Source organism: Phycisphaerales bacterium AB-hyl4 (assembly GCA_041821185.1).
Lineage (GTDB): Bacteria > Planctomycetota > Phycisphaerae > Phycisphaerales > Phycisphaeraceae > Natronomicrosphaera > Natronomicrosphaera hydrolytica.
In genome coordinates this window covers 98,933-119,997 of the sequence record JBGUBD010000005.1, presented here as the reverse complement: position 1 = coordinate 119,997, position 21,065 = coordinate 98,933, and the positions used below count along the sequence as shown (strand labels likewise).

The window sequence follows — 21,065 nt, the reverse complement described above, 5'->3', positions numbered from 1 at the left end:
AGGGTTCGCTGTGAACATCTTGATCGGGTGCCACGGCTTTTAAGCCGTGCTGAACTGCGCGAGCACGGCCGTAAGTATACAGCACTCAACATGGACCACCACCTAAAAACCGGAGGAGAGTGAGGCAGGAGAAAGGGAAGTGAAAGGACCCACACCGATCATCGGTCGTACACGCCGCGACATACGCATAGCCTGTCGAGATACAACCCGCTCGTAAAACACAAGCCCTTTATCGTCATGTATTTAAGAAGATTAAACGGAGGCAGGGCGGCATCACCACGAAATGAACTCTGTTCATACCAAAGCCGGCCACCGCCGCATCAAGTAGGGGGGTCACAACCGCCGATATCCCTTAACAGGGAGCCGCTATGTCTACCACCACCGCACCGCCGCATCCGGACGAACTCGCCCAGGTCGATCGCCTGTTGGCGCACTTCGATCACCTCGAAGCCCAGCTGCAGGAAGTGCGCGCCGGCCTCACCGAATCGCATCGGCTCGCCACGCTGGGCACCATCGCCACGATCATCGCCCACGAGTACAACAACATCCTCACGCCGATGATCAGCTACGCCCAGCTCGCCCTGGCCAACCCCGACGACGCCGCGCTCAACCGCAAGGCCCTCGAAAAAGCGCTCAGCGGAGCCGAACGCGCCGCCCACATCTCCTCCTCACTGCTCGGCTTCGCCCGCGACGAACCCAACCAGACCCAGGCCAACCTGCCCACCGTCGTCGACGAATCGCTCGCCTGCCTCGGCCGCGACCCCAAACGCGACGGCATCAACCTCACCCTCGACATCCCCGACGTCACCGTCGCCATCAACCCGCTTGACCTTCAGCAGGTCCTGCTGAACCTTGTTCTCAACGCACGCAAAGCCATGACCCGCGGCGGCGCCCTGCGCATCACCGGTCAAGTGAACAATGATCATGTTGCGCTCGACATCGCCGACACCGGCCCCGGCATCCCCGACGCCATCCGCGAACGTCTCTTCGAACCGTTCGTCACCCACGAACTGACCGACACGCCCGCGCCCGGCTCACAAAAGGGCACCGGCCTGGGCCTGTGCATCTGCCGCGACCTGCTCACCCGCGCCGGCGGCAAGATCAACGTCACCAGCCCCCCCGGCCAGGGGGCAACGTTTCACCTGCAACTGCCAATCGGGGGTTGAAGTTTCGAGTTCCGAGTTTCGAGTTGGCTCTCGGCCCGCCCACTTCATGAGTGGTCCCGCGCCTCAACTAGAAACGCCAAACTAGAAACTAGAAACTGATTCAAACCAACCGGATCGCCTTCCGCAGAATCCACTCCGTCGTCAGCAGCAGCAGGATCAGTCCCAGCGCCAGCGGCGAATGCCACAGCGGGTCGCGAACGTCTTCCGCCGTCCGCCGGGCACGGTTGGGCACGAGCTCCGTCAATCGCTCCAGCTCATCCAGCGGCACCACCTCGCCGCCGGTCTGCTCCGACAACGACGCCAGCCGCGCGTGGTTCGGCTCGGGCCGACGCATCTCGTCGTCCGGCGCGATCACCTCCACCGCCGCCGCCAGTTCCAGATCATCCAGCGCCGGATCGGTCACGCGCAGCTCCATCGGCCCGGCCCGCGTCGGTCGCCAGCTCGCGCGATACGTCCGTCGGCCGCTGCCCGCCCCATCGTTGCCCGTCGGCCGAAGCTCGAGCTGATCGATCGCCCGCTCGTCATCCGACAGGTCGTTCACCGTCGCCGACACCGTCGCCAGCTCACGCTCCAGCAACGCCGGGTCGTCCAGGTGCAACTCCACCACCACGCTCTGATCGATCTGCGCACGCCTGCTGGACACGGTCAACTGCGCCCGGTCGTCCGTCTGTTGCACGCGCTCTCGGCCGAGCATGCGAACCAGTTGAATCCAGAACTGCTCAAAGTAAAGCTCGCCGCGCCCGTATCGCCATCGCCAAACCTCATCCGTCGCCACATACAACGACTGCCCCGCGCCATACCGCAGCCGCGCGAGCAGGGGGGGCGGGTCGCTCGTCTGCGCCTCCGGGTCATACGCCACCGCCAACCGCTCGGCCGTCGGCTTCAACGGGCGGATCTCCTGACCCCACCGCAACGGCGGCAACGCGCGCGGCCAGTCGGGAAAGTCCGACAGCAACCGATCAAGCTCATCCGCCGCTGCATCGCTGATCTGCATCCGACTCTGCACAAGCTCAGGCCCCGACAACTCGAGCACATTCAGCGCCCGCGCCTGCAACGTCGGGATCAACACAAAACCCTGCGTCGGCGACGGCAGGGCGGTCACGTTGCCCGGCCGCTGCATCGGCAACAAGTCCGCCAACGCCGTCCGCTCATACGCCACCGGCGTAAACCGCTCGCCGCCAATCCACAACAAACCCGCGCCGCCTTCCGACACATGATCGCGAATCAAGTTGATCTGATCGCTCGAAAAATAGTCCGGCGGAGCATCGCCCAACACAATCACATCGAACTCGCTCATCTCCTCGCGGTCCTGCGGAAACCGCGTGATCGGCCGATCGCCTTCCTGCGCAAACCCACGGTCCGCCGACAGCAGCAACATGCTCGACTCGATCGAATCTTCCCGCACCAGCATCGCCGCGAGGTAGCGATACTCCCAACGCGGATAGCCTTCCACATACAACACACGCAACGGCCGATCGAGTATCTCCACCGTCAACAACGTCTGCCGCTGACGACGATCCAGCAGCGGTGGGGCGGCGTCCGGCGAATCATGCTCCAGCTCCACCCGCCACCGCGCCTGCCCCGGCGTGTCCGAACCCGCGCGCAATCGCACGGGCTGATCCAGCCCGCCTTCTTCCAGCGTTCGCTCGTCCATCACTTCGTCGGTCGCCGTGTCGATCAACCGCACGCGCACGCGCGACGGGTCGATCTCACCTTCGCCGCCGAACTTTTCAACGCGCACCGTCACCGGCACGATGTCATCCACAAACGCCTGGTCCGGATGATCGATCCGCCCCAGTCGAAGATCCGTCGGCATCGGGTCCGCGCCCAGCGGCACGCTGTACACGCTCACCGCCTGCTGCTGAAGCCGATGCACCAGCTCCGCGCCCGTCGCCTGCGGGCTTCGCCCGTCGGAGAAAATCACAATGCCGCTGATCGGCCGCCCGCCCGCCGCCGCCAGCGCCTGCTCGATCGCGGTACGAATATTCGTGCCCGGCCGATTCGCCTCCGGCCATTCGTCCGGCTCATCCAACGCAGGCTCAAACGCAAACGTCTCTTCACCAAACCCCAGCCACGTCAACGACCGCTCACGCGCCAGCCCCTGTTCGCCGAACACATCCATCTGACGATGCAGCGCCCGCCGCATCGCCATGTCACGACACAACCATTGCGACCCATTACTCACGTCCGGCGTGTCGCGAATCTGCATCGACGCACTGCGATCCAGCAACACCAGCAACGTGTCCGGCTCAACCCGCTCGTCCGGCCGAACCAGCATCGGCCCGATCAACAACGCCGCCACCAGCACAATCAACAACGACCGCACCACCCCCAACGCCATCCGCGCCGGCCTCGGCCCGAGCAGCCGACTGTAACTCCAGCACGCAAACACCAACGCCGACAACACGATCACCGCCCACACCCACGCCGGCAACGGATACTGCCACCCCAACACCGCCTGCTCATCCGCCCAACTGACGCGCGACACCCCCGTCAGCCGATCCATCAGCGATCGACCACTCTCCGCAAACGTCATGTTCAACATCGCAAGCATCATTTCATCAACCGCAAAATCAAACCCATCACACGCACCCCAACCCCAACCTCAAAGCCCACGGATGGCATCCGTGGGTCTCCCCATATGAATCACTTCACCCCCACTGTGTCCCGCTCCCGCTTCTGTTTCCGCTCCCCCTTCACCGCCCCATTCCCGCCACCGTCCACCGGGCGCACCACCCGCATCACCCGCGACAACCCGCCCGCCAACGTCCCCCTCGGCCCCGCATACGCATGACTGAACCGCCGCGCCAACAACGTCTCAAGCAGTAACAATGCCAACACCACCCACAACAACGGCCAGCCCAGGTTCAACGACCGCGCCTCCCGCCGCAGCGCCGCGCCCGGATCATCCATATCAATAAACTGCCACGCGCCCAACCCGCTCAACCAGCGCGCCAACTGCTCTTCACTGACCGCCTGCGTATCGCCCGCCGACGCATCCACATTCACCGCCAGCTTCAACGCCGCCGCATCCGCCGGCGCCGCATACACGCCCGGCCGATCCGCCGACCGACGCAGCAACAACCCCGCCTCATCATCCGCCTGCAACGCCAACCGCGTCGGCTCCGCACCGTCAACCGCCGGCAACGCCGTCGGCCCGAACGCCCGCGCTCGCGTCAACTGCTCCACCCCGCGCCACGCCGGGCCCAGCGTCGGCCGATCGCCCGACACCACGTTCGGCACGATCCGCCCCCGCGCCTCACCCAGCACACCACGCAAACTCTCATGCAGCAACGGCACGAACATCGGCTTCGCAGGCAAATTCGTCCATTCACTATCCAACGCCGCCGCGAGCAACATCAACGTCCCTTGTCCATGCTCATGCGCCGTCAACAACGCAGGCCCCTCCACATCACCGTCCACCGTTAACCACCGGTCCGCCTCCGGCGCAACCAACGGCAAGCGACGATACACCCGCACCGGCCGCAGCAGCGCATCCCAGTCCGCCGACAGCAGCGACAATGCCTCCGGCGCGCGATCGCGCTCCGCCAGCGTCCAGCCCGCCGCGGCCGCATCCAGTTCGTCCGGCTCCATCGCCAGCCGCCAATCCAACTCAAACGCCCGCTGCATCGCCGTCGGCCAGACCGCCGTCGTCTCCACCGCCGGCGTCAACACCCACGCCAACCCACCGTCCGCCACAAACCCCGACAAGTCCCGCCACGCCTCGTCGTTCAACGCGTCCGGCCGAAGCACAAACACCGCATCATGCTCGCCCAACATCCCCGACGACACCGCGCCCGGCGGATGCAACGACAACCCCACCGGCCCGCCATCGTTCGCCTCCAACGGCGAAAGCCCCAGCAGCAACCACTGCACCGGCCGAAGCCCAACCTCATCCCGCGCCCCATCCCGCTCATCCACCAACGCCACACGCAACTGCCGACGCACTTCCACCACCGCCAGCCGCTCATCATCCGCGCGCAGCCGATTCGTCATGCCCCCGCCATCCACCTGACCATGCACCACCAGCACACGCGCCGCGTCCGTCGACGAGCCCGGCGAAGCATCGTCGCCAATCGGCAGCGACATATTCAACGTCGCCGTGCTCTGCCCCTCGGCGAACCGCTGGCTTCGCGTCACCCGCTCCAGCGCCCGCCCGTCATCATCCATCAGCGTCAACGTCACATCCACGCTGCCCGCCTCGAGCACCGGCCCGAACCGCCGCAGCGCCACCGTCACCGGCACCGACGCATCGCCCGCCTGCTCGCCCGCGAGCACCATCGACCGCCGCGGCCGAAGCGACGCGATCTGCACATTCGCCAGCCCCTCGCTAGGCCGAACCGCCCACACATCCGCCCGCTCACCCAGCCCGCGCAACGCCGACGGCGTCGCCTCTTCCAGGTAACGCCCCGAACGTGAAAAGTCGCTCAACACCACCACGTCCGCCGACCCCCGCGCCACCCCCTCGCGCGAAAGCGTTTCGCTCACCATCGCCAGCGCCGCCGGCACGTCCGGCCGACCGTACCTCGGCTCAAACCCCTCGATCGCCGAACGCAACGCCGACCGATCCGTCTCCGCCTCAACCAGCCGCTCTGCCGGCCGACCACCGCGCCACACTGTCACCCGATCGCTCGCGCCAAGCTCGTCCACCATCGCCAGCGCCGTCGCCCGCAACTGATCCAGCCGCACCGCACCCACCGCATCTTCCGCCTGAACCGACATCGCATCATCCATCACGATATGCACATGTCGCCCCCGCGCATCAAACCCACCCAGCCAACCCTGACACCCGGTCAACACCGGTCCCGCCAACGCCAGCCCCAACAGCAACACCAGCAGACACCGCGTCGCCAGCAGCAGCCACTGCTCGAACCGCAATCGCTGTCGATGTCGCCGATATGCCAACATGAGAAACCGCATCGCCCCCCAGGGCTCCGGCCGCCGGCGCATGCGATACAGCAAATGAATAATGATCGGGATCGACACCGCCGCCGCCCCCGCCGCCGCCAGCGCCGGCACGGTAAACAAAGCTCCAACCTGGGCGAGTGTCGCTTGCATACTTTCTCAGTTCGAGCCCATACGCCAAGACGCCAAGTCGCCAAGCCGCCAAGAAGAAAAAACCGGCTGAACCACAGAAACACAGTTACACAGAGAAGAAATAGAAAGAGAGAAAATCTTGTTCTGATTCTCCATACCTTTCCCTTCTTTGCCTTGTCCTTGGCGTCTTGGCCCCTTGGCGTCTTGGCGTAATAACAACATCCCTCACCCCTTCCCGATCGCCGCCGCCCGTCGCGCCAAAAAGTGGCTCAACGGCGGGCCAATACTCTTCGACGTATCCAGCATCAGATAATCAAAGCGAAACTTCCGCGCCGCCTGCTCGATCGCCTGCAACTGTTCGTTGAGCACTTCCAGGTAATAGTCGCGCAGCGCCGACGGGTCCAACGGCAGCCGACCCTCCGCTTCCAGCCCCAGAAAATCGCTCGGCGAACGAAACGGAAAACTCAACTCCGCCGGGTCCAGCGTCTGCAACACGATCACATCATGCCGACGATGATGCAGCCGTGCGAGCCCTTGCTCCAGCACTGCCACATCATCAAACAGATCGCTGATCAGCACGATCAACGACCGCTGGTTAAGCTTCGCCACCACTCGATCGAACAGCCCCGCGAAGTCAGTCTGCGCGTCCGCCAACGTCGGGTCGCTCGCTTGCTCTTTCCGCTGCGCGCTGCTCGCCGCGTCGTTGCTTTTGATTTCGACGGTGCTCAGCGCTTCAACGATGTTCCGCCAGTGTCCCTGGTTGTTGGATAGCCGAGTCGCGGCGCGCAGTTGATCGTCAAACAACGTCACCCCCACGCGATCCTGCTGCTTGAGTGCCAGGTGCGCCATCGCCGCCGCCAGCGTGGCTGCATGATCAAACTTCCGCCACCCGGCCGCCTGCTTGTCGCCGCCGCGCTTGCTCGCATAACTCATCGAGCCTGACACATCGACCAGCACGACCATGTCGAGGTTGGTTTCTTTCTGATATTGCTTGAGGTAGAGCTTGTCCGTCTTGCCGAACACTTTCCAGTCGAGAAACCGCGTGTCATCGCCGGGCACATATTGCCGATGCTGCGCGAACTCAACCGAAAACCCCTGATGCGGCGACCGATGCTGCCCGGTCATGAGCCCTTCCACAATCATCCGAGCGCGCAGCTCCAACGAGCCGACGGTCGCCAGTAGCGCAGGATCCAGATAGTTGGCCGTGTGAGTTTCAGCCATACGGCTCCCATGACTTGGCTTGCTGAAGAACGAACTCACACGCAGCCATCACATCCTTACGGTACTCGTCTCGCACCTCGTTCAAATCATGATCTTCCGGACAAACCACTGCTTCCGAATACAACATGTCGAGACAGAAACGTGCGGTTTTATCCATCCCAAACTCATCTTCCATCAATGCCCACAGCTCGCCACAGTGATCAACGAAATCAACCGACCCGCCCTGAATGGCTTTTGCCAATTCCACAAGCCGACCACGACGAGTCTCGACTGACCGGCGCGATTCAGAATTGGATCCACCCGTCACGCCGCCTCCAGCGCTTCGATCGCTGCTTTGGGAAGGTCTACTGCCATGAACCACTCGCGTGGGTAAAGGTAATCCTCCTCTTCCTCGTCAATGATTCTGAGGTAACCTTCCGGATCGTTCGGCAACGGATCGACCACGCGATAAAGCTTGCGCTTCTGGAGCGATGCCGGGTTCTGCTCATTGCGGATGCAGATCACAAACTGGTGTTTTTCGTCTTTCATGATCACTCAAGCTCACGTTTGATTTTCCAGTCAACGCGACCAATGCCGTGCGCCTCATACCAATGCACTTCAGCCGTCACGACTTCCCCCGTTGTCAATTCGACTTCCGCTACCCCTTTCATCTTTCGCCACTTGCCCGGGCCATAGACCTCGCGCAAGTACGGCAATGCTCTTACGCCGGGACCAGTGGCAATTGTCTCCACATGGCGCAACTCGCTCCGAAGACGGTGAAGTTTCTTCACCGCATCACCGCCTCCGCCTGCGGATCGTTCGCACCCTCCGCCGGCATCGCCTCAAGCAATCGCTCGATCAAATTATCCGTCGTCACGCCATCCGCCTCCGCCGCGAAGTTCGCAATCAACCGATGTCGCAGCACCGGCGCTGCCACATGCCGAATGTCGTCCATCGTCACATGCGTTCGGCCGTCCAATATCGCCCGCGCCTTGCCGCCGAGCACCAGGTACTGGCTCGCCCGCGGCCCGGCCCCCCAACTCAAATACTGCCGCATAAACTCCGGCCGATCGTCCGCCTGACCCGGCTCTGGCAATCGCGTCGCCCGCGCAAGCCGCAATGCATAACGCACCACATGGTCCGCCACCGGCACGTCACGCACCAGCTCCTGAATCTGCAACACCTTCGCCGCATCCAGCACAGGCTCAACGTCCACGTGATGCCGCGACGTCGTCCGCTTCACAATGTCCAGTTCCTGCTGCTCGTCCGGATACCCCACCCGAATCATGAACATGAAACGGTCCAGCTGCGCCTCCGGCAGCGGATACGTCCCTTCCTGCTCAATCGGATTCTGCGTCGCCAGCACAAAGAAAGGCTGAGGCAACGCATGCCGCATCCCGCCCGCCGTCACATGATGCTCCTGCATCGCCTCCAACAACGCCGCCTGCGTCTTCGGCGGCGTGCGGTTAATCTCGTCCGCCAAAATCACATTCGCAAACACAGGCCCCTTCACAAACCGCAAATGCCGCTTGCCCGTCGTGCGATCCTCCTCAATCACCTCCGTGCCCGTAATGTCGCTCGGCATCAGGTCCGGCGTAAACTGCACCCGCGAAAACGCCAAACTCAACGACCGTGCAATCGTCGACACCAGCAACGTCTTCGCCAGCCCCGGCACACCGACTAACAGCGCATGCCCCCGCGTGAACAGGCTGATGAACACCTGCTCAATCACCTCTTCCTGCCCGACCACGATCTTCGACACCTGGTCGTGCAACTGCCGCGATGCCTGCTGAACCTCATTGAGCAATTCGTCCGGCGATCGCTCACCGTTCGACTGCGAATCACTCGTCGATGGGGACTGCTTCGGTGCGTCGTCGGACATGCAACCTCCAGCTTGCGCTGTGACAAAACCTCAATAGCCGCTGGCCAAGTATACCCCTCCCCAACCTACAATGTTCACTCCAATTACCCCCCCGAAGCCCACGGCGTGACGTCGTGGGCGTCTGCCCCCCCAACCCAAAACTAGAAACTAGAAACTAAAAACCCGAAACTTCCCCCACCCATGCCCGAACTGCCTGAAGTCGAAAACCTCCGCCTCACCCTCGAACGCCACCTCCTCGGCCGAACCGTCGCCCGCGCCACCCTCCACCGCGACGACGTCCTCATCGGCCGCCGTACCCCCGCCGCGCTCCTGCAAGGCAAGCCCATCACCGCTCTCGTCCGCCACGGCAAGCAACTCGCCCTCATCACGCCAGGCCCATGCCTCTGCGTCCACCTCGGCATGTCCGGCTCACTCCGCATCGAAACGCCCACCCAAACCCACGACCACCACCAAAACCCCCTCGACCACTGCGCCACCGCCTCCGCAGGCCAACCGCTCAAACACGTCCACGCCCACTGGCAGCTCGACAACGGCCTCAAGCTCCTGTTCCGCGACCCCAGACGCTTCGGCGGCCTCTGGACCTTCCCAACCCCGCAAGCCCTCCACGCAAGCCGCTGGGCCCGCCTCGGCGACGATGCGCTCGCCATCACACCCGCCCGACTGCACCGCCAGCTTCAAACCACCCAGCGCGCCCTCAAAGCCGTGCTTCTCGACCAGACCGTCATCGCAGGCCTGGGCAACATTTACGTCGACGAGCTGCTGTTCAACACCCGCCTCGCCCCCCAGCAGCCCGCCCACACCCTCACCCGCCCCCAGGCCGACTCCCTCGTCCGCCACATGCGGACCCTGCTCCGCAAAGCCATTGCCGCCGGTGGCTCCACCCTCCGCGACTACGTCGACAGCAACGGCGACGTCGGCAGCTACCAGCTCCGCCACCGCGTCTACGGCCGAGCCGACCAGCCCTGCCGACGACGCGCCTGCCGGGGCATTGTCCACACCGCGATCGTCGCCGGCCGTACCACCGCCTGGTGCCCCGATTGTCAGCCAACCACGTCCGACAACCCCCGCGCGACACTTCCTAAGGAAGAGAAGAGAAATACTTCCCTACCTCACAGTAGTAGCCCTGGCGCTTTGTGAGCAAAGCCTCCAAGAAATCAGTTAAACCCTTAAAAACAAACAGTTACACCGCAAAACCACCCTGTGGATAACTTGTCGGCCTGGCGCCGGAACCCCGCTGCGGGAAAACCAGCAGATCGCACTGGAACGTTGTTCATCACGTTATCGGCCCCACGCCCCTGTCGGCTCAAGTTTCCAGCCCGACGCGCCGCCACCGTCCGCCGCGCGCCTTTACACGAGTTTTCCACAGCGCCCACGACAGGCCCCGAACCCCCTCGATAACCCCCCGATTTCCCATCGAATTACGAATCGGACATGAATCCCGGGCGCGCGGGAAGCCCACGGATTCAATCCGTGGGTGTAAGCAATAAAAACATTTAGCCGCGGTGCGAGCACCACGCTCTCCGGCGCGGCCCAAACGGAAATGACCCACAACCTCACCCCGACCGCGCATCATCCGCACTGCGCTGAATCGCGTTATCCATCTGATCCAGTTGCCGGGAGAAGCTCGCGTCCGACTCCAGCCGATCCTGCACCGTGCGGATCGAGTGCATCACGGTCGTATGGTCCCGGCCGCCGAAGTACCCGCCAATCTCTTCCAGGCTGAAACGCGTCCGCTTCCGCGCCAGGTACATGCACACCTGCCTCGGCTCGGTGACGCTCTTGTGGCGACGTCGGCTTTGCAGGTCGCTCAAACGAACGTTGTAGTGGTCCGTCACCGCGTCGATGATCTGCTGCAACGTCAGTTGATTCGTCCTCGGCTCGCCGCTGCTGTCGCCCAACGCTGTGCGGGCGAGGTTCAGGTCGATGATCTGGTCCTGCAGCGCCGCGTGGGCCTGGATCGTCGTGATCGCCCCTTCCAGCTCACGCGCGTTCGAGTCGATCTTGTTCGCGATATACCCCACCACATCGTCGGGCATCTCAATGCCGCGCAGCTTCACCTTCGCCCGCAGGATCGCCACCCGCGTTTCGTAATGCGGCTTCGTCACATTCGCCACCAGCCCCCACTGGAATCGGCTGAGCAGCCGCTCTTCCAGGTGCGGTATCTCCGACGGCGCTGCGTCCGAGCTGAGCACGATCTGCCGGTTGGACTGGTAAAGATCGTTGAACGTATGGAAAAACTCTTCCTGCGACCGCTCGCGGTTGGCCAGGAAGTGAATATCGTCGATCACCAGCACATCCACATGCCGGTAGCGATGGCGGAACTCGTGCATTTGTCCCGACTGGACACATTCGATGAACTGGTTCATGAACGCATCGCAGGAGACGTAGAGGATCTGCGTGTCCGGCCGATCTTCCATGATCTTCTGGCAGATCGCTTGAAGCAGGTGGGTCTTGCCCAGCCCGACGCCGCCATGAATAAACAGCGGGTTGTACGCCGTGCCCGGCTGATTCGCGACCGCCACCGCCGCGGCGTAGGCGAGCTGGTTGTTCGGCCCGCTGATGAAATTGTCAAAGCTGTAATCCGGACTGAGCACCACCTGGTCGGCGAACAGGTCGCCGTGCCGCGGCCGCGCCGCGCTGGTCCGTCGGCCGGTCGGCTCCGGCTCGGCAGGGGGGTCGGCGGGCCGGGCGAGGTTGGCCTCACTGTTCGCGGCCGGGGCGGTCTTCGCCGCCGCCGCGGCGACGGCCTCACCGTTGTCGCTCGGCTTCGCGTCCTGTTCATTGACGAAACGCACCGCCACCAGGTTGCCCGTCACCGCTTGCGCCGCTTCGGTGAAGGGGTCGAGACACTTGTTCTGAAGGTAGTTGCGCTGCACGCTCGACGAAGTCCGCACCTGCAGCAAGCCCGAATCCATGGCCACCAGGTCCAGGTCCTCGAACCACTGCCGACAGATCGGCGCGTGTCGACGGCGCAGGTACGTCATGATGTCGCGCCACAGCGCGGGGTCCAGCTTGCCCATGATCGCGTGATTGCCTGTGAAAATTCGCTCGATAAACGCCGGCCAAAACAAACGTCGGCCCCGGCCGGGCAACGGGTCAAGCTACGACGCGACCGCAACCCTGTCAACGACACACCGACCAACACCGCCTTCCAACCACACAGACCAACATTCCTAACACCTGACGCAATCAAAGAAGCGCCCAAGCTCGCCCAAGCCGAGCCCTGAGCGAGTCCGCGAGCAAAGGGCCGGATCCGTCGGCATTGCTGATCGCTGATTTCTAATCACCGCCCGCATCGGCATGCTCCCCCAATCAGCAATCAGCAATTAGAAATCAGCAATCACCATCCCCACCCTCGCTCATTCCTGCTATCGTGCTCCACCGATATGAGCCAGCCGCGATTGCTGATCTTCGACGACGCCCGCGGGCAATGGGGGCCGATGACCGACCGCCGCCCCGTCTTCGACCTGCGCACCGGCGCTCACACCACCCGCCAACGTATCGAGCGCGTCCTCGGCCGACCGGCCGACGCCCTGCACATGCCCGATCGCCTCGCCCCCGTCTGCCGCGAGCGAGCCGCCACGGCTGACCCCAATCCCACGTTCACCATCAACCAGCCGCTCACCGCGGGCGACTGGCTGCTCGTCAACGGCCGATGGAACGCAACCGCCCACGCCCAGCTCATCACCCAGCTCGCGCCAAGCCACGCCCTCATCGAAGCCGACGGCGGCATCGTCGCCCTCCGCCTGCCCCACACCGCCGCCAACCACTGGCTCACCACCACCGCTGACACCACCACCTCCACCGACCATCACCTGCCCGACAACATCACCGCCACCACGCTGCCCGACCGCGTGTTGCTCGCTCGGCCGTGGCATGTGCTCGACGAGCTGCCCGCCGCGCTTCACGCCGACCTCGCCGCCTCCACGCTGCCCACGCTCAACCCGGCCGACCACCCCAACGTCCACGTGATCGGTGATCACCCCGTCCATCTCGGCCCTGCCGCCCGCCTCCTGCCCACCGTCGTGCTCAACGCCGAGGCAGGCCCGATCGTCATCGACGACCACGCCTTGATCAACCCGTTCACCATGCTCCAGGGCCCGTGCTACATCGGCGCTCACACCACCCTCGCCGCCCACACCGCCATCCGCCCCCACACCGTCGTGGGCCCGCACTGCAAAGTCGGCGGCGAAGTCTCCGGCGCCATCATCCACAGCCACTCCAACAAATCACACCTCGGCTACCTCGGCAACAGCCTCGTCGGACAGTGGTGCAACCTCGGCGCTGACACCAACGTCTCCAACCTCAAAAACACCTACGGCCACGTCCGCATCCAACTCGACCCACACACACCACCCCAGGACACCGGCCGTATGTTCCACGGCCCCATCCTCGGCGACTTCGTCCGCACCGCCATCGGCACGCAACTGCTCACCGGCTCCGTCATCCACACCGGCTGCATGCTCGCCCTCTCCAGCTTCGCCCCCAAACACGCACCGCCGTTCGGCTTCTACACCGACGCCGGCCGCGAACCCTACGACATCGACCGCCTCATCGACATGACCGCCCGCATGCTCGCCCGCCGCGGCGATACCTTCACCCAAACCGAAGCAGACCTCCTCCGTCACCTGCACCAACAGCCCAACCCATAAACCAATCGGCTAGCCAACCGACCTACCAACGCCACCCATGGTCGACTACACTAGGTTCAAGCCCCACCGATCAACGCAATTTGTTTTCAAGGGAGATGGACCATGGCTTTGACCCCGTCCACCATGCTCGAACTCGGCACGCAGGCCCCCGACTTCACGCTGCCCGACACGGAAGGCGAACCCGTCAGCCTCAAAAGCTTCGCAGGCAAAGACGCCCTCGTCGTCATGTTCATCTGCGTCCACTGCCCCTACGTCAAGCATGTGCAGGACGAGCTCGCCGAGCTTGCCAAGGACTACCAGGCCAAAAACGTCGGCTTCGTCGCCATCATGAGCAACGACGTCGAAAAGTACCCCGACGACAGCCCGAAACACATGGCCCACCAGAAAAAAGAGCACGGCTTCCCCTTCCCCTACCTCTACGACGAAACACAACAAGTCGCCAAGGACTACCGCGCCGCCTGCACACCCGACTTCTACGTCTTCGACAAACAACGCAAGCTCGCCTACCGCGGCCAGCTCGACGACACACGACCCAACGCCGGCCACAAGCCCGACGGCCGCGACCTCCGCGCCGCTCTCGACGCCATCCTCGAAGGCAAAGACACGCCCGAGCAGAAGCCGTCCATCGGCTGCAACATCAAATGGCGAATCGGCAACGAGCCCGACTACTTCACCGCATGACCCCACGCCCTCAGCAACACCGCCACTGACTCGCGACAAGTTCAGAGAACGCCAATCATGACGCGACCCGCCAACACCATGCACGATTACGACACCATTCAAACCGATCGACTCAAAGGTCAGCGCATCGAACTGCCCGACCGCGACCTGCTCCATCAACTGCACCGCGAACCCAGCGTCGCCCGCACGCTTTCGCCCACCGGCACGCCGCTGCCGTCGGAGCAAGTCGACGAGCGCTTCGACGAAATCATCGAACACTGGAAAAAGCACGGCTACGGCCTGTGGATGTGGTTCGAAAAAAGCAGCAACGCCTTCATCGGTCGCATGGGTGTCCAATGGACCAACACCACCGGCAAGGACGAACTCGAACTGTCCTACGCCATCATGCCCGGCTTCTGGGGGCAGGGCCTGGCCACCGAAGCGTCCACCGCCGTGGTCAACCTCGCCTTCAACGACTTGAATGCCGACGAGCTGGTCGCCTTTATCGTCCCCAACCACACCGCTTCGCAGCGCGTCGCCGAGAAGCTCGGCTTCAAAGCCGAAGACCGCGTCACCCGCTACGATCTCGAACACGTACGCTACCGCCTGAAGCGCGCCGACTGGCAGAAGCAATAACCGCTGAGCTCGCCGCGAAGCGCGCTGTCTGGCGCTTCGCGGTTGACCAGATCATGCCGTACAATCCACGGCGGCAGAGGGTCATTTTTCAGGCAGTGTGGTTGTGGGACACTCTCGATGAATCAGCGCGACGTCAAATCCGATCCCAGTCTCGAAGGCCTCGAAGAAATCGATGCGGGATCGGAAGACGGCAAACGCGCACCGCGAAGCCGACGTGCCGAGCCGTTGCTGCTCGAATGCGCCTGGGAAGTCTGCAATCAGGTCGGCGGCATCTACACCGTGCTTCGCTCGAAAGTGCCCAGCATGATGAACCGCTGGGGCAATCGCTATTGCCTCATCGGACCCTACAGCCATCAGTCCGCACAGGTCGAGTTCGAGCCCGCGCCGCTCGTCGGCGCCGTCGGCCAGGCGGTGAAACAGATGCGCGAGCTCGGCTTCGGCGCACACTACGGCCGATGGCTGGTCACCGGCCGACCGCACGTCGTGTTGCTCAACTATCTCGACGCGTTCCGCTACCTGCACGAAGTCAAGTACCGCCTCTGGACCGACCACCACATCTCCACGCCCGGCGATGATGAGATGGTCAACAACGTCGTCGCGTTCGGCGAGTCGGTCCGCCTGTTCCTCCAACTGCTCGCGCAGAAGGAATCGCCCCGGCGGAAGATCGTGACCCACTTTCACGAATGGATGGCCGGCGCTGCCGTGCCCATGCTGCGCAAAGACGCCTGGCCGGGCTCGATCATCTTCACCACGCACGCGACGCTGCTCGGCCGATACCTCGCGATGAACCACCCGGTCTTTTACGACCACCTGCCGTTTTTCGACGCGGAGGGCGAAGCCGCCCACTACAACATCGTCGCGCAACACCGCATCGAACGCGCCGCTGCCCATGGCAGTCACGTGTTCACCACCGTCTCCGACGTTACCGCCGAAGAGTGCAAGCACCTGCTCGGCCGACCGGTCGACCTCCTGCTGCCCAACGGCTTGAACATCCAACGCTTCGCAGCGCTGCACGAGTTTCAAAACCTGCACCGCGAATATAAAGAGCGCATTCACGAGTTCACCGTCGGCCACTTCTTCCCCAGCTATCACTTCGACCTCGACAACACGCTCTACTTCTTCACCTCCGGCCGATACGAGTATCGCAACAAGGGCATGGACCTCACCATCGAAGCGCTCGCTCGGCTGAACCATCGCCTGCGCGAAGCCGGCTCGCCGGTGACGGTGGTGTTCTTTGTGATCACCCGAGCGCCCACGCGGTCGATCAACGTTACCGCGCTGCAAAGCCGAGCCATGCTCCGCGAGTTCCGCAACGCCAGCGAAGCGATCAAGGAAGACATCGGCGAAAAACTCTTCCAGGCCGCGACCGCCGGGCAGATCCCCGACCTCAACACGCTCATCGATGACTACTGGCGGCTGCGCCTCCGCCGAACGATGTACGCCTGGAAGCGCGACCTTCCGCCGTTGATCGTCACGCACGACTTGCTTGATGATGCGAAAGACCCCGTGCTCAATCAGCTGCGCAATTGTCAGCTCTGGAACAACGAGCACGACCCGGTGAAGGTGATTTATCACCCGGACTTCATCACCGCGACAAACCCGCTGTTCGGCATTGACTACGACCAGTTTGTGCGTGGCTGTCACCTTGGTGTGTTCCCCAGCTACTACGAGCCGTGGGGCTATACGCCGCTGGAGTCGATCGCCCTGGGCGTGCCCGCGATCACCAGCGACCTCGCCGGCTTCGGCAGCTACCTCAAGCAGCTTCGCCCGGACCACGAGGAGAAGGGCATTTCGATCATTCACCGTCGATACAGCGACTTCCACCAGGCCGCCGACGAACTGGCCGACCGCATGTTCCGCTACTGTCAGCTTTCGCGTCGCGAGCGGATCAACCTGCGCAACTCGGCCGAGTCGTTCTCGGAACACTTCGACTGGCACAACCTCGGCAAGCGCTACCACGAGGCCCACGAGCTGGCACTCGATCGGCTGGTGTGAGCCTGTCGCGGCCGCGCGGGGCGGGCGAATTTTGGGGCGATTGCGACAACCTGGCCGATGATGGTCGTTACGCGACCGTACGAGCGATTCGGCTGGGAGACCTGCGTGGCACGAAAAATTGTCCTGATGTATCACTCGGTGCACACCCCGGCTCGGCCGGCGGTGCTGGGGGCGTTTCCGTTTCCCTTCGCGCGGTTCTGCTGGCAGCTTGAAGCGGCGCGGGCCGCGGGCTGGCGGTTCGGGCGGATGTCGCAGGTGCGCGAGCCGGTCGATGTTGACACGCTTTACGTCACCAGTGACGACGGCACGCGCGACTGGGCCGAGCTGGTCCTGCCCTGGTGTGAGCAGCGCGGGATTCCGACGCATGTGGGTGTGATCACCGGGCCCTGGCTGGATGAGCCGGTATACCCGATGACGCATATGGTGCAGTTGCTGCTGAAGACGCGCAGCGAGATTGAGCTGAAGCATCTGGCCCATCGCGTTCGCGCTGCGTTGACGGACGACCAGCTCGCGTATGTGCATCGCATCTATAGCTATGAAGCGATGCCTTATCGTCGCATCATCAAAGGTGCGTTCAACCTTGTATTCGATCAGGCTCGCGCGGAGCGGTTGCTCGGCGAGTTGACGATTGATGAGCAACGTCGGTTGGCCGACCGTTTTGCGAAGCCGGAGCACTATCGGCCGTACGAAATGGTCGAGCTTGGCGTGCACACGGTGACGCATACCGCGATGGGGCTCGACGTTGAAACGTACATGCGCGACGAGGTCGACCGTTGCGCCGAGCACTTGCAGGATCATGGCTTGTCGCATGGCAATTACTTCACGTTGCCCATGGCGCCGCGCTACGGCGCGACCGCTGACGACCTGATCGTTCCGCTGAAGCGGCGTGGTTATACGGGCATGATTCATACGCAAAACCCGTGGGACGGCCGATCGTTCATCGTCTCGCGCACCGACGCGAAACACGTTGAAGCGATGCTCGGCCTGCCGACGTGGGACGAATCGCAACACGCCGTCGGCTTGTCGGAGGTGCAGCGTGTCGGTTGACTCGGCTCACGAGTCGCAGGCCGTGTGGCGCGGCGTTCGCTTTCCCGACAGCGACCTCGTCTCGCTGATCTGCAAACATCTGCCAAGCGAGCACCGTCGTGGCGGGGCAGTCGTGGTCGGCTGCGGCAACGGCCGACATGTGCGACTGCTTGGCGAGCTCGGCTTTGACGCACAGGGCATTGACGTTGACCCGCAGATGATCGCCGACGCGCAGGCCAACGGTGTTCGTGCGGTACACGGGCGATTGGAAGACTACGTCAGCGATCAGCCGATCAATCTGCTTGTCGCGTGGGGCGTGGTGATGATCGCGGACATCGACGAGCCGACACGTCAGCTCGCTCGGCTCGACGCGCGGTATGTCGTGATCAACTGGCGCACGCCTGAAAACACGTTTGCCCTGCAAGCGAAATCGCGCGGCGACTGGCATGACGAAGCGCCCGGCGTCGCGCGCTGCCGCATCGCCGACGGCGTCAGCGAACATCTGCAAGGCCTCACCTATCGCGTGCACGATGCGACCGCCTGCCAACTGCCCGGCTACGATCGGCTCGCGCTGCGTACCGTCACCATCACCAGCGACGGTGAAACCAACGCCTGGCATCAGACGGTGCATCGTCGGCGGTGAATGATCAGTCGTCATTACGGTAGGCCTCGCGCTCCGCTGGCGCTTCGCGGCTAATGTGGGTGGTTGGGGTACAATGTGCATGATGAAGGCTGAACCATTGCGATTATTCCTTTGCATGTTGTTGATGCTGCTGATCGGTTGCGCCGCGCCGCCGGAGTCAACGGGCGAGGCGGAGGCGGAGCCCGCGGAGGCGATCGACGCCGCGCGGCATGCGGTGGAGGCGGAACGTGTGGGCCTGGCACGGATGATTGAGTCGATGCCCGAGGTCGGGGCGGCGCAGGTGTCGGTGGGCACAGCCATCGGCGGGGCGGGGGCGGCGAATGTGGCGGTGACGGTCGTGCGTGAAGATGGCGGGCCGGTCGATGAAGCGCTTGCGCAGCGCGTGGTGGATCAGGTGATCGACGTGTTCGGCAGCATCTCGCCGAGCAACGTGGCGATCCGCGACGGCGGCCGGGCGGGCTTTCTCTACCTCGGCGACCTCGGGCGGATCGACTGACGGAGCGCAGCTCGCTTTCGCCTCGTTCAGTCGGACGTTTGTGGTGGTGGCGTTGACGGTGGTGGCGGCGATCGGCCGTACTGCTGGCGGGCCTGTTCGCGGCGTTTGAGGACGAAGTTGCTGATGAATGCCCAGATGGTGATGTTGATCGGGATCGCCAACAGCAGCCCCAGCGGGCCGAAGATGCGTGCCCAGAGCACGACGGTAAACAGCGTCACCACTGGCGGGATTCGCACGGCTTTTCGCATGACGATCGGCACGAGCACGTAGGGCTCGAGCACTTGCACGACGGCCCAGACGATCAGCACGCCGATCATTTCGTTCGGGCCTTGCGTCGCGGCGAACAGCAGGGCGATGAGGAATGCGACCGACGGCCCGAGGATGGGCACGATCTCGGCGAGGCCGGCGAAGATCGCCAGTGGCAGCCAGAATTCCAGCCCCGCCAGCCAGAAGCCGAAGCCTGCCAACGTGCCCACGGCCGACATGCTGATCATGATGCCGATCAGCCACCACCGCAGTCGAAAGTCGATATCGCCGAACGTCGCCCGCACGGCCTTGCCGTATGCATCGGGCAGGATGCGTGCGATGGGTCCGGTGATCAGGCCCGGCGGTTCGATCAGCAGAAACGTCGAGCCGAACACCAGCACGACCAGCGCCACCACCAGCACGCCGATGCCGTCCGCCAGCTCGGCGAGGATGTCCATATCCGGGCCGCCCTCGCCGCCGAGCCATGCGACCACGCCCAGCAGCAGCTCGCGAAGCGTCACTTCCACATCGATGCCGAGCCATTGCAGCCACTCTCGCAGCACGCGGTTGATGCTCTGTTCCGTCTCGGGCCACTGTTGAAACTGCTGGGCGATCGGGTCATAAAGCAACCAACCGAGCAGCGCGATCAGCGAGGCGAACACCACCCAGAAACCGAGTCCCACGATCAGTCCGCCGTGCATCGGGTTGTGCGACACGCGTCGACTCACCGGCCGCAGCAGCCCCGCCACCGCCGCCGCCGCCAGCAGCAGCATAAACACCAGGCTGAACGCTTCCCAGAAGAAAAACACCAGCCCGACAAGCGACCCCCATATCAGCAAGGTCACCCACAACGGCAGGCGTTGCGACGATGGATCAGATTGATTTGTCAACGACTCCACGTCAGATCATACGCGGCTGCGAAAGGGCCAGACCTGCTTAATCGCATCATTTGTATGACATGGATGGCGGACAATGCGCGAGCTGGGGGTGTTCGTCGGGGCCGGGGACCCACGGATGCCATCCGTGGGCTTTGTCGTTACCACCTGCAGCCGGCGCGGGCGCGCTCGTGCGGGCCCGCGTCGGCGGCGACGGTGGTGAATCAGCACAACGGCTTGATGACGAAACGTGAACGAGTGCCCGCGGCTGCCGGCCGATTCGGGAGAACGTGGGGTCGTGGTGTGCTGTTGCCCCGGACAGGTGAGGCGCAACACGCAAGCCCGTCGAGCGGCGCTGCGCGAGGCGGTTGCCTTGCGTGCGTCGTTCGTCGAGTCCCGACGTGCCGGCCTTTCGGGGTTGCTTGCGTGGTGCTGACGTCGCCCTGTCCATCAGCGGTTTTGTAAACCGCTGGCGACGTCAACCGCAAGCAAAACCCAACCCAGAGCCAGGCACTCGTTATCTGTTGGCTGCAGCGCCGGGTTTGTGCGCG

At 63.6% G+C, this 21,065-nt stretch carries 18 protein-coding genes; 9 read left to right on the top strand and 9 right to left on the bottom strand.

The features are described from left to right. Positions 1-368 precede the first annotated feature (368 nt). Positions 369-1,166 carry a sensor histidine kinase gene (locus tag ACERK3_09180; GenBank protein ID MFA9478466.1) on the top strand — a complete coding sequence of 266 codons (798 nt, stop codon included), beginning with the start codon at positions 369-371 and terminating at the stop codon, positions 1,164-1,166. A gap of 100 nt (positions 1,167-1,266) precedes the next feature. On the opposite strand, the gene ACERK3_09175 is transcribed toward ACERK3_09180, so the two are convergent. From ACERK3_09175 to ACERK3_09145, 7 genes are all read right to left on the bottom strand, one after another. Further along, positions 1,267-3,711 (bottom strand): hypothetical protein, encoded by a 2,445-nt coding sequence (locus ACERK3_09175; protein MFA9478465.1) that lies wholly within the window; start codon positions 3,709-3,711, stop codon positions 1,267-1,269. A 101-nt stretch (positions 3,712-3,812) separates the two neighbouring features. Continuing rightward, positions 3,813-6,224: a BatA domain-containing protein gene (locus tag ACERK3_09170; GenBank protein MFA9478464.1), complete on the bottom strand. Its 2,412-nt coding sequence runs from the start codon at positions 6,222-6,224 to the stop codon at positions 3,813-3,815. Positions 6,225-6,428: 204 nt separating this feature from the next. Continuing rightward, positions 6,429-7,424 carry a DUF58 domain-containing protein gene (locus tag ACERK3_09165; GenBank protein ID MFA9478463.1) on the bottom strand — a complete coding sequence of 332 codons (996 nt, stop codon included), beginning with the start codon at positions 7,422-7,424 and terminating at the stop codon, positions 6,429-6,431. Next, positions 7,417-7,671 (bottom strand): hypothetical protein, encoded by a 255-nt coding sequence (locus ACERK3_09160; GenBank protein ID MFA9478462.1) that lies wholly within the window; start codon positions 7,669-7,671, stop codon positions 7,417-7,419. The genes ACERK3_09165 and ACERK3_09160 overlap by 8 nt, the downstream gene beginning before the upstream one ends. A 56-nt stretch (positions 7,672-7,727) precedes the next feature. Beyond that, entirely contained in the window at positions 7,728-7,952 is a 225-nt protein-coding gene (locus ACERK3_09155) for a hypothetical protein (protein ID MFA9478461.1), read from the bottom strand. 2 nt (positions 7,953-7,954) lie between these two features. Further along, a complete protein-coding gene (locus tag ACERK3_09150) occupies positions 7,955-8,194 on the bottom strand; it encodes a hypothetical protein (GenBank protein ID MFA9478460.1) in 240 nt (79 codons plus the stop codon). Further along, positions 8,191-9,285 (bottom strand): AAA family ATPase, encoded by a 1,095-nt coding sequence (locus tag ACERK3_09145; protein ID MFA9478459.1) that lies wholly within the window; start codon positions 9,283-9,285, stop codon positions 8,191-8,193. Before ACERK3_09145 ends, ACERK3_09150 begins: the two co-directional genes overlap by 4 nt. Positions 9,286-9,465: 180 nt before the next feature. On the opposite strand from ACERK3_09145, the gene mutM reads away from it, so the two are divergent. Next, positions 9,466-10,422 carry a bifunctional DNA-formamidopyrimidine glycosylase/DNA-(apurinic or apyrimidinic site) lyase gene (gene mutM / locus ACERK3_09140; GenBank protein ID MFA9478458.1) on the top strand — a complete coding sequence of 319 codons (957 nt, stop codon included), beginning with the start codon at positions 9,466-9,468 and terminating at the stop codon, positions 10,420-10,422. A 416-nt stretch (positions 10,423-10,838) separates the two neighbouring features. Here mutM and dnaA read toward each other — a convergent pair whose 3' ends face one another. Beyond that, positions 10,839-12,305: a chromosomal replication initiator protein DnaA gene (dnaA, locus tag ACERK3_09135; GenBank protein MFA9478457.1), complete on the bottom strand. Its 1,467-nt coding sequence runs from the start codon at positions 12,303-12,305 to the stop codon at positions 10,839-10,841. A gap of 366 nt (positions 12,306-12,671) precedes the next feature. On the opposite strand from dnaA, the gene ACERK3_09130 reads away from it, so the two are divergent. The 7 genes from ACERK3_09130 (at position 12,672) to ACERK3_09100 (ending at position 19,393) form a co-directional block, all read left to right on the top strand. Continuing rightward, the gene (locus ACERK3_09130; protein ID MFA9478456.1) at positions 12,672-13,937 is read left to right on the top strand and encodes a putative sugar nucleotidyl transferase; all 1,266 of its coding nucleotides are present in this window, start codon (positions 12,672-12,674) and stop codon (positions 13,935-13,937) included. Between the two features lie 102 nt (positions 13,938-14,039). Further along, entirely contained in the window at positions 14,040-14,618 is a 579-nt protein-coding gene (locus ACERK3_09125) for a thioredoxin family protein (GenBank protein MFA9478455.1), read from the top strand. Positions 14,619-14,675: 57 nt separating this feature from the next. Then, positions 14,676-15,233, top strand: coding sequence for a GNAT family N-acetyltransferase (locus tag ACERK3_09120; GenBank protein MFA9478454.1), 558 nt, complete (start codon positions 14,676-14,678; stop codon positions 15,231-15,233). 117 nt (positions 15,234-15,350) lie between these two features. Then, positions 15,351-17,228 (top strand): glycosyltransferase, encoded by a 1,878-nt coding sequence (locus ACERK3_09115; protein MFA9478453.1) that lies wholly within the window; start codon positions 15,351-15,353, stop codon positions 17,226-17,228. A gap of 105 nt (positions 17,229-17,333) precedes the next feature. Beyond that, positions 17,334-18,275, top strand: a complete 942-nt coding sequence (locus ACERK3_09110; GenBank protein MFA9478452.1) for a hypothetical protein — start codon at positions 17,334-17,336, stop codon at positions 18,273-18,275. Then, a complete protein-coding gene (locus ACERK3_09105) occupies positions 18,265-18,897 on the top strand; it encodes a class I SAM-dependent methyltransferase (GenBank protein MFA9478451.1) in 633 nt (210 codons plus the stop codon). The genes ACERK3_09110 and ACERK3_09105 overlap by 11 nt, the downstream gene beginning before the upstream one ends. Before the next feature lie 97 nt (positions 18,898-18,994). Next, complete coding sequence (locus tag ACERK3_09100) at positions 18,995-19,393, top strand: hypothetical protein (protein MFA9478450.1); 399 nt, start codon at positions 18,995-18,997, stop codon at positions 19,391-19,393. 26 nt (positions 19,394-19,419) lie between these two features. Here ACERK3_09100 and ACERK3_09095 read toward each other — a convergent pair whose 3' ends face one another. Further along, positions 19,420-20,538 (bottom strand): AI-2E family transporter, encoded by a 1,119-nt coding sequence (locus ACERK3_09095; GenBank protein ID MFA9478449.1) that lies wholly within the window; start codon positions 20,536-20,538, stop codon positions 19,420-19,422. Positions 20,539-21,065: the final 527 nt, after the last annotated feature.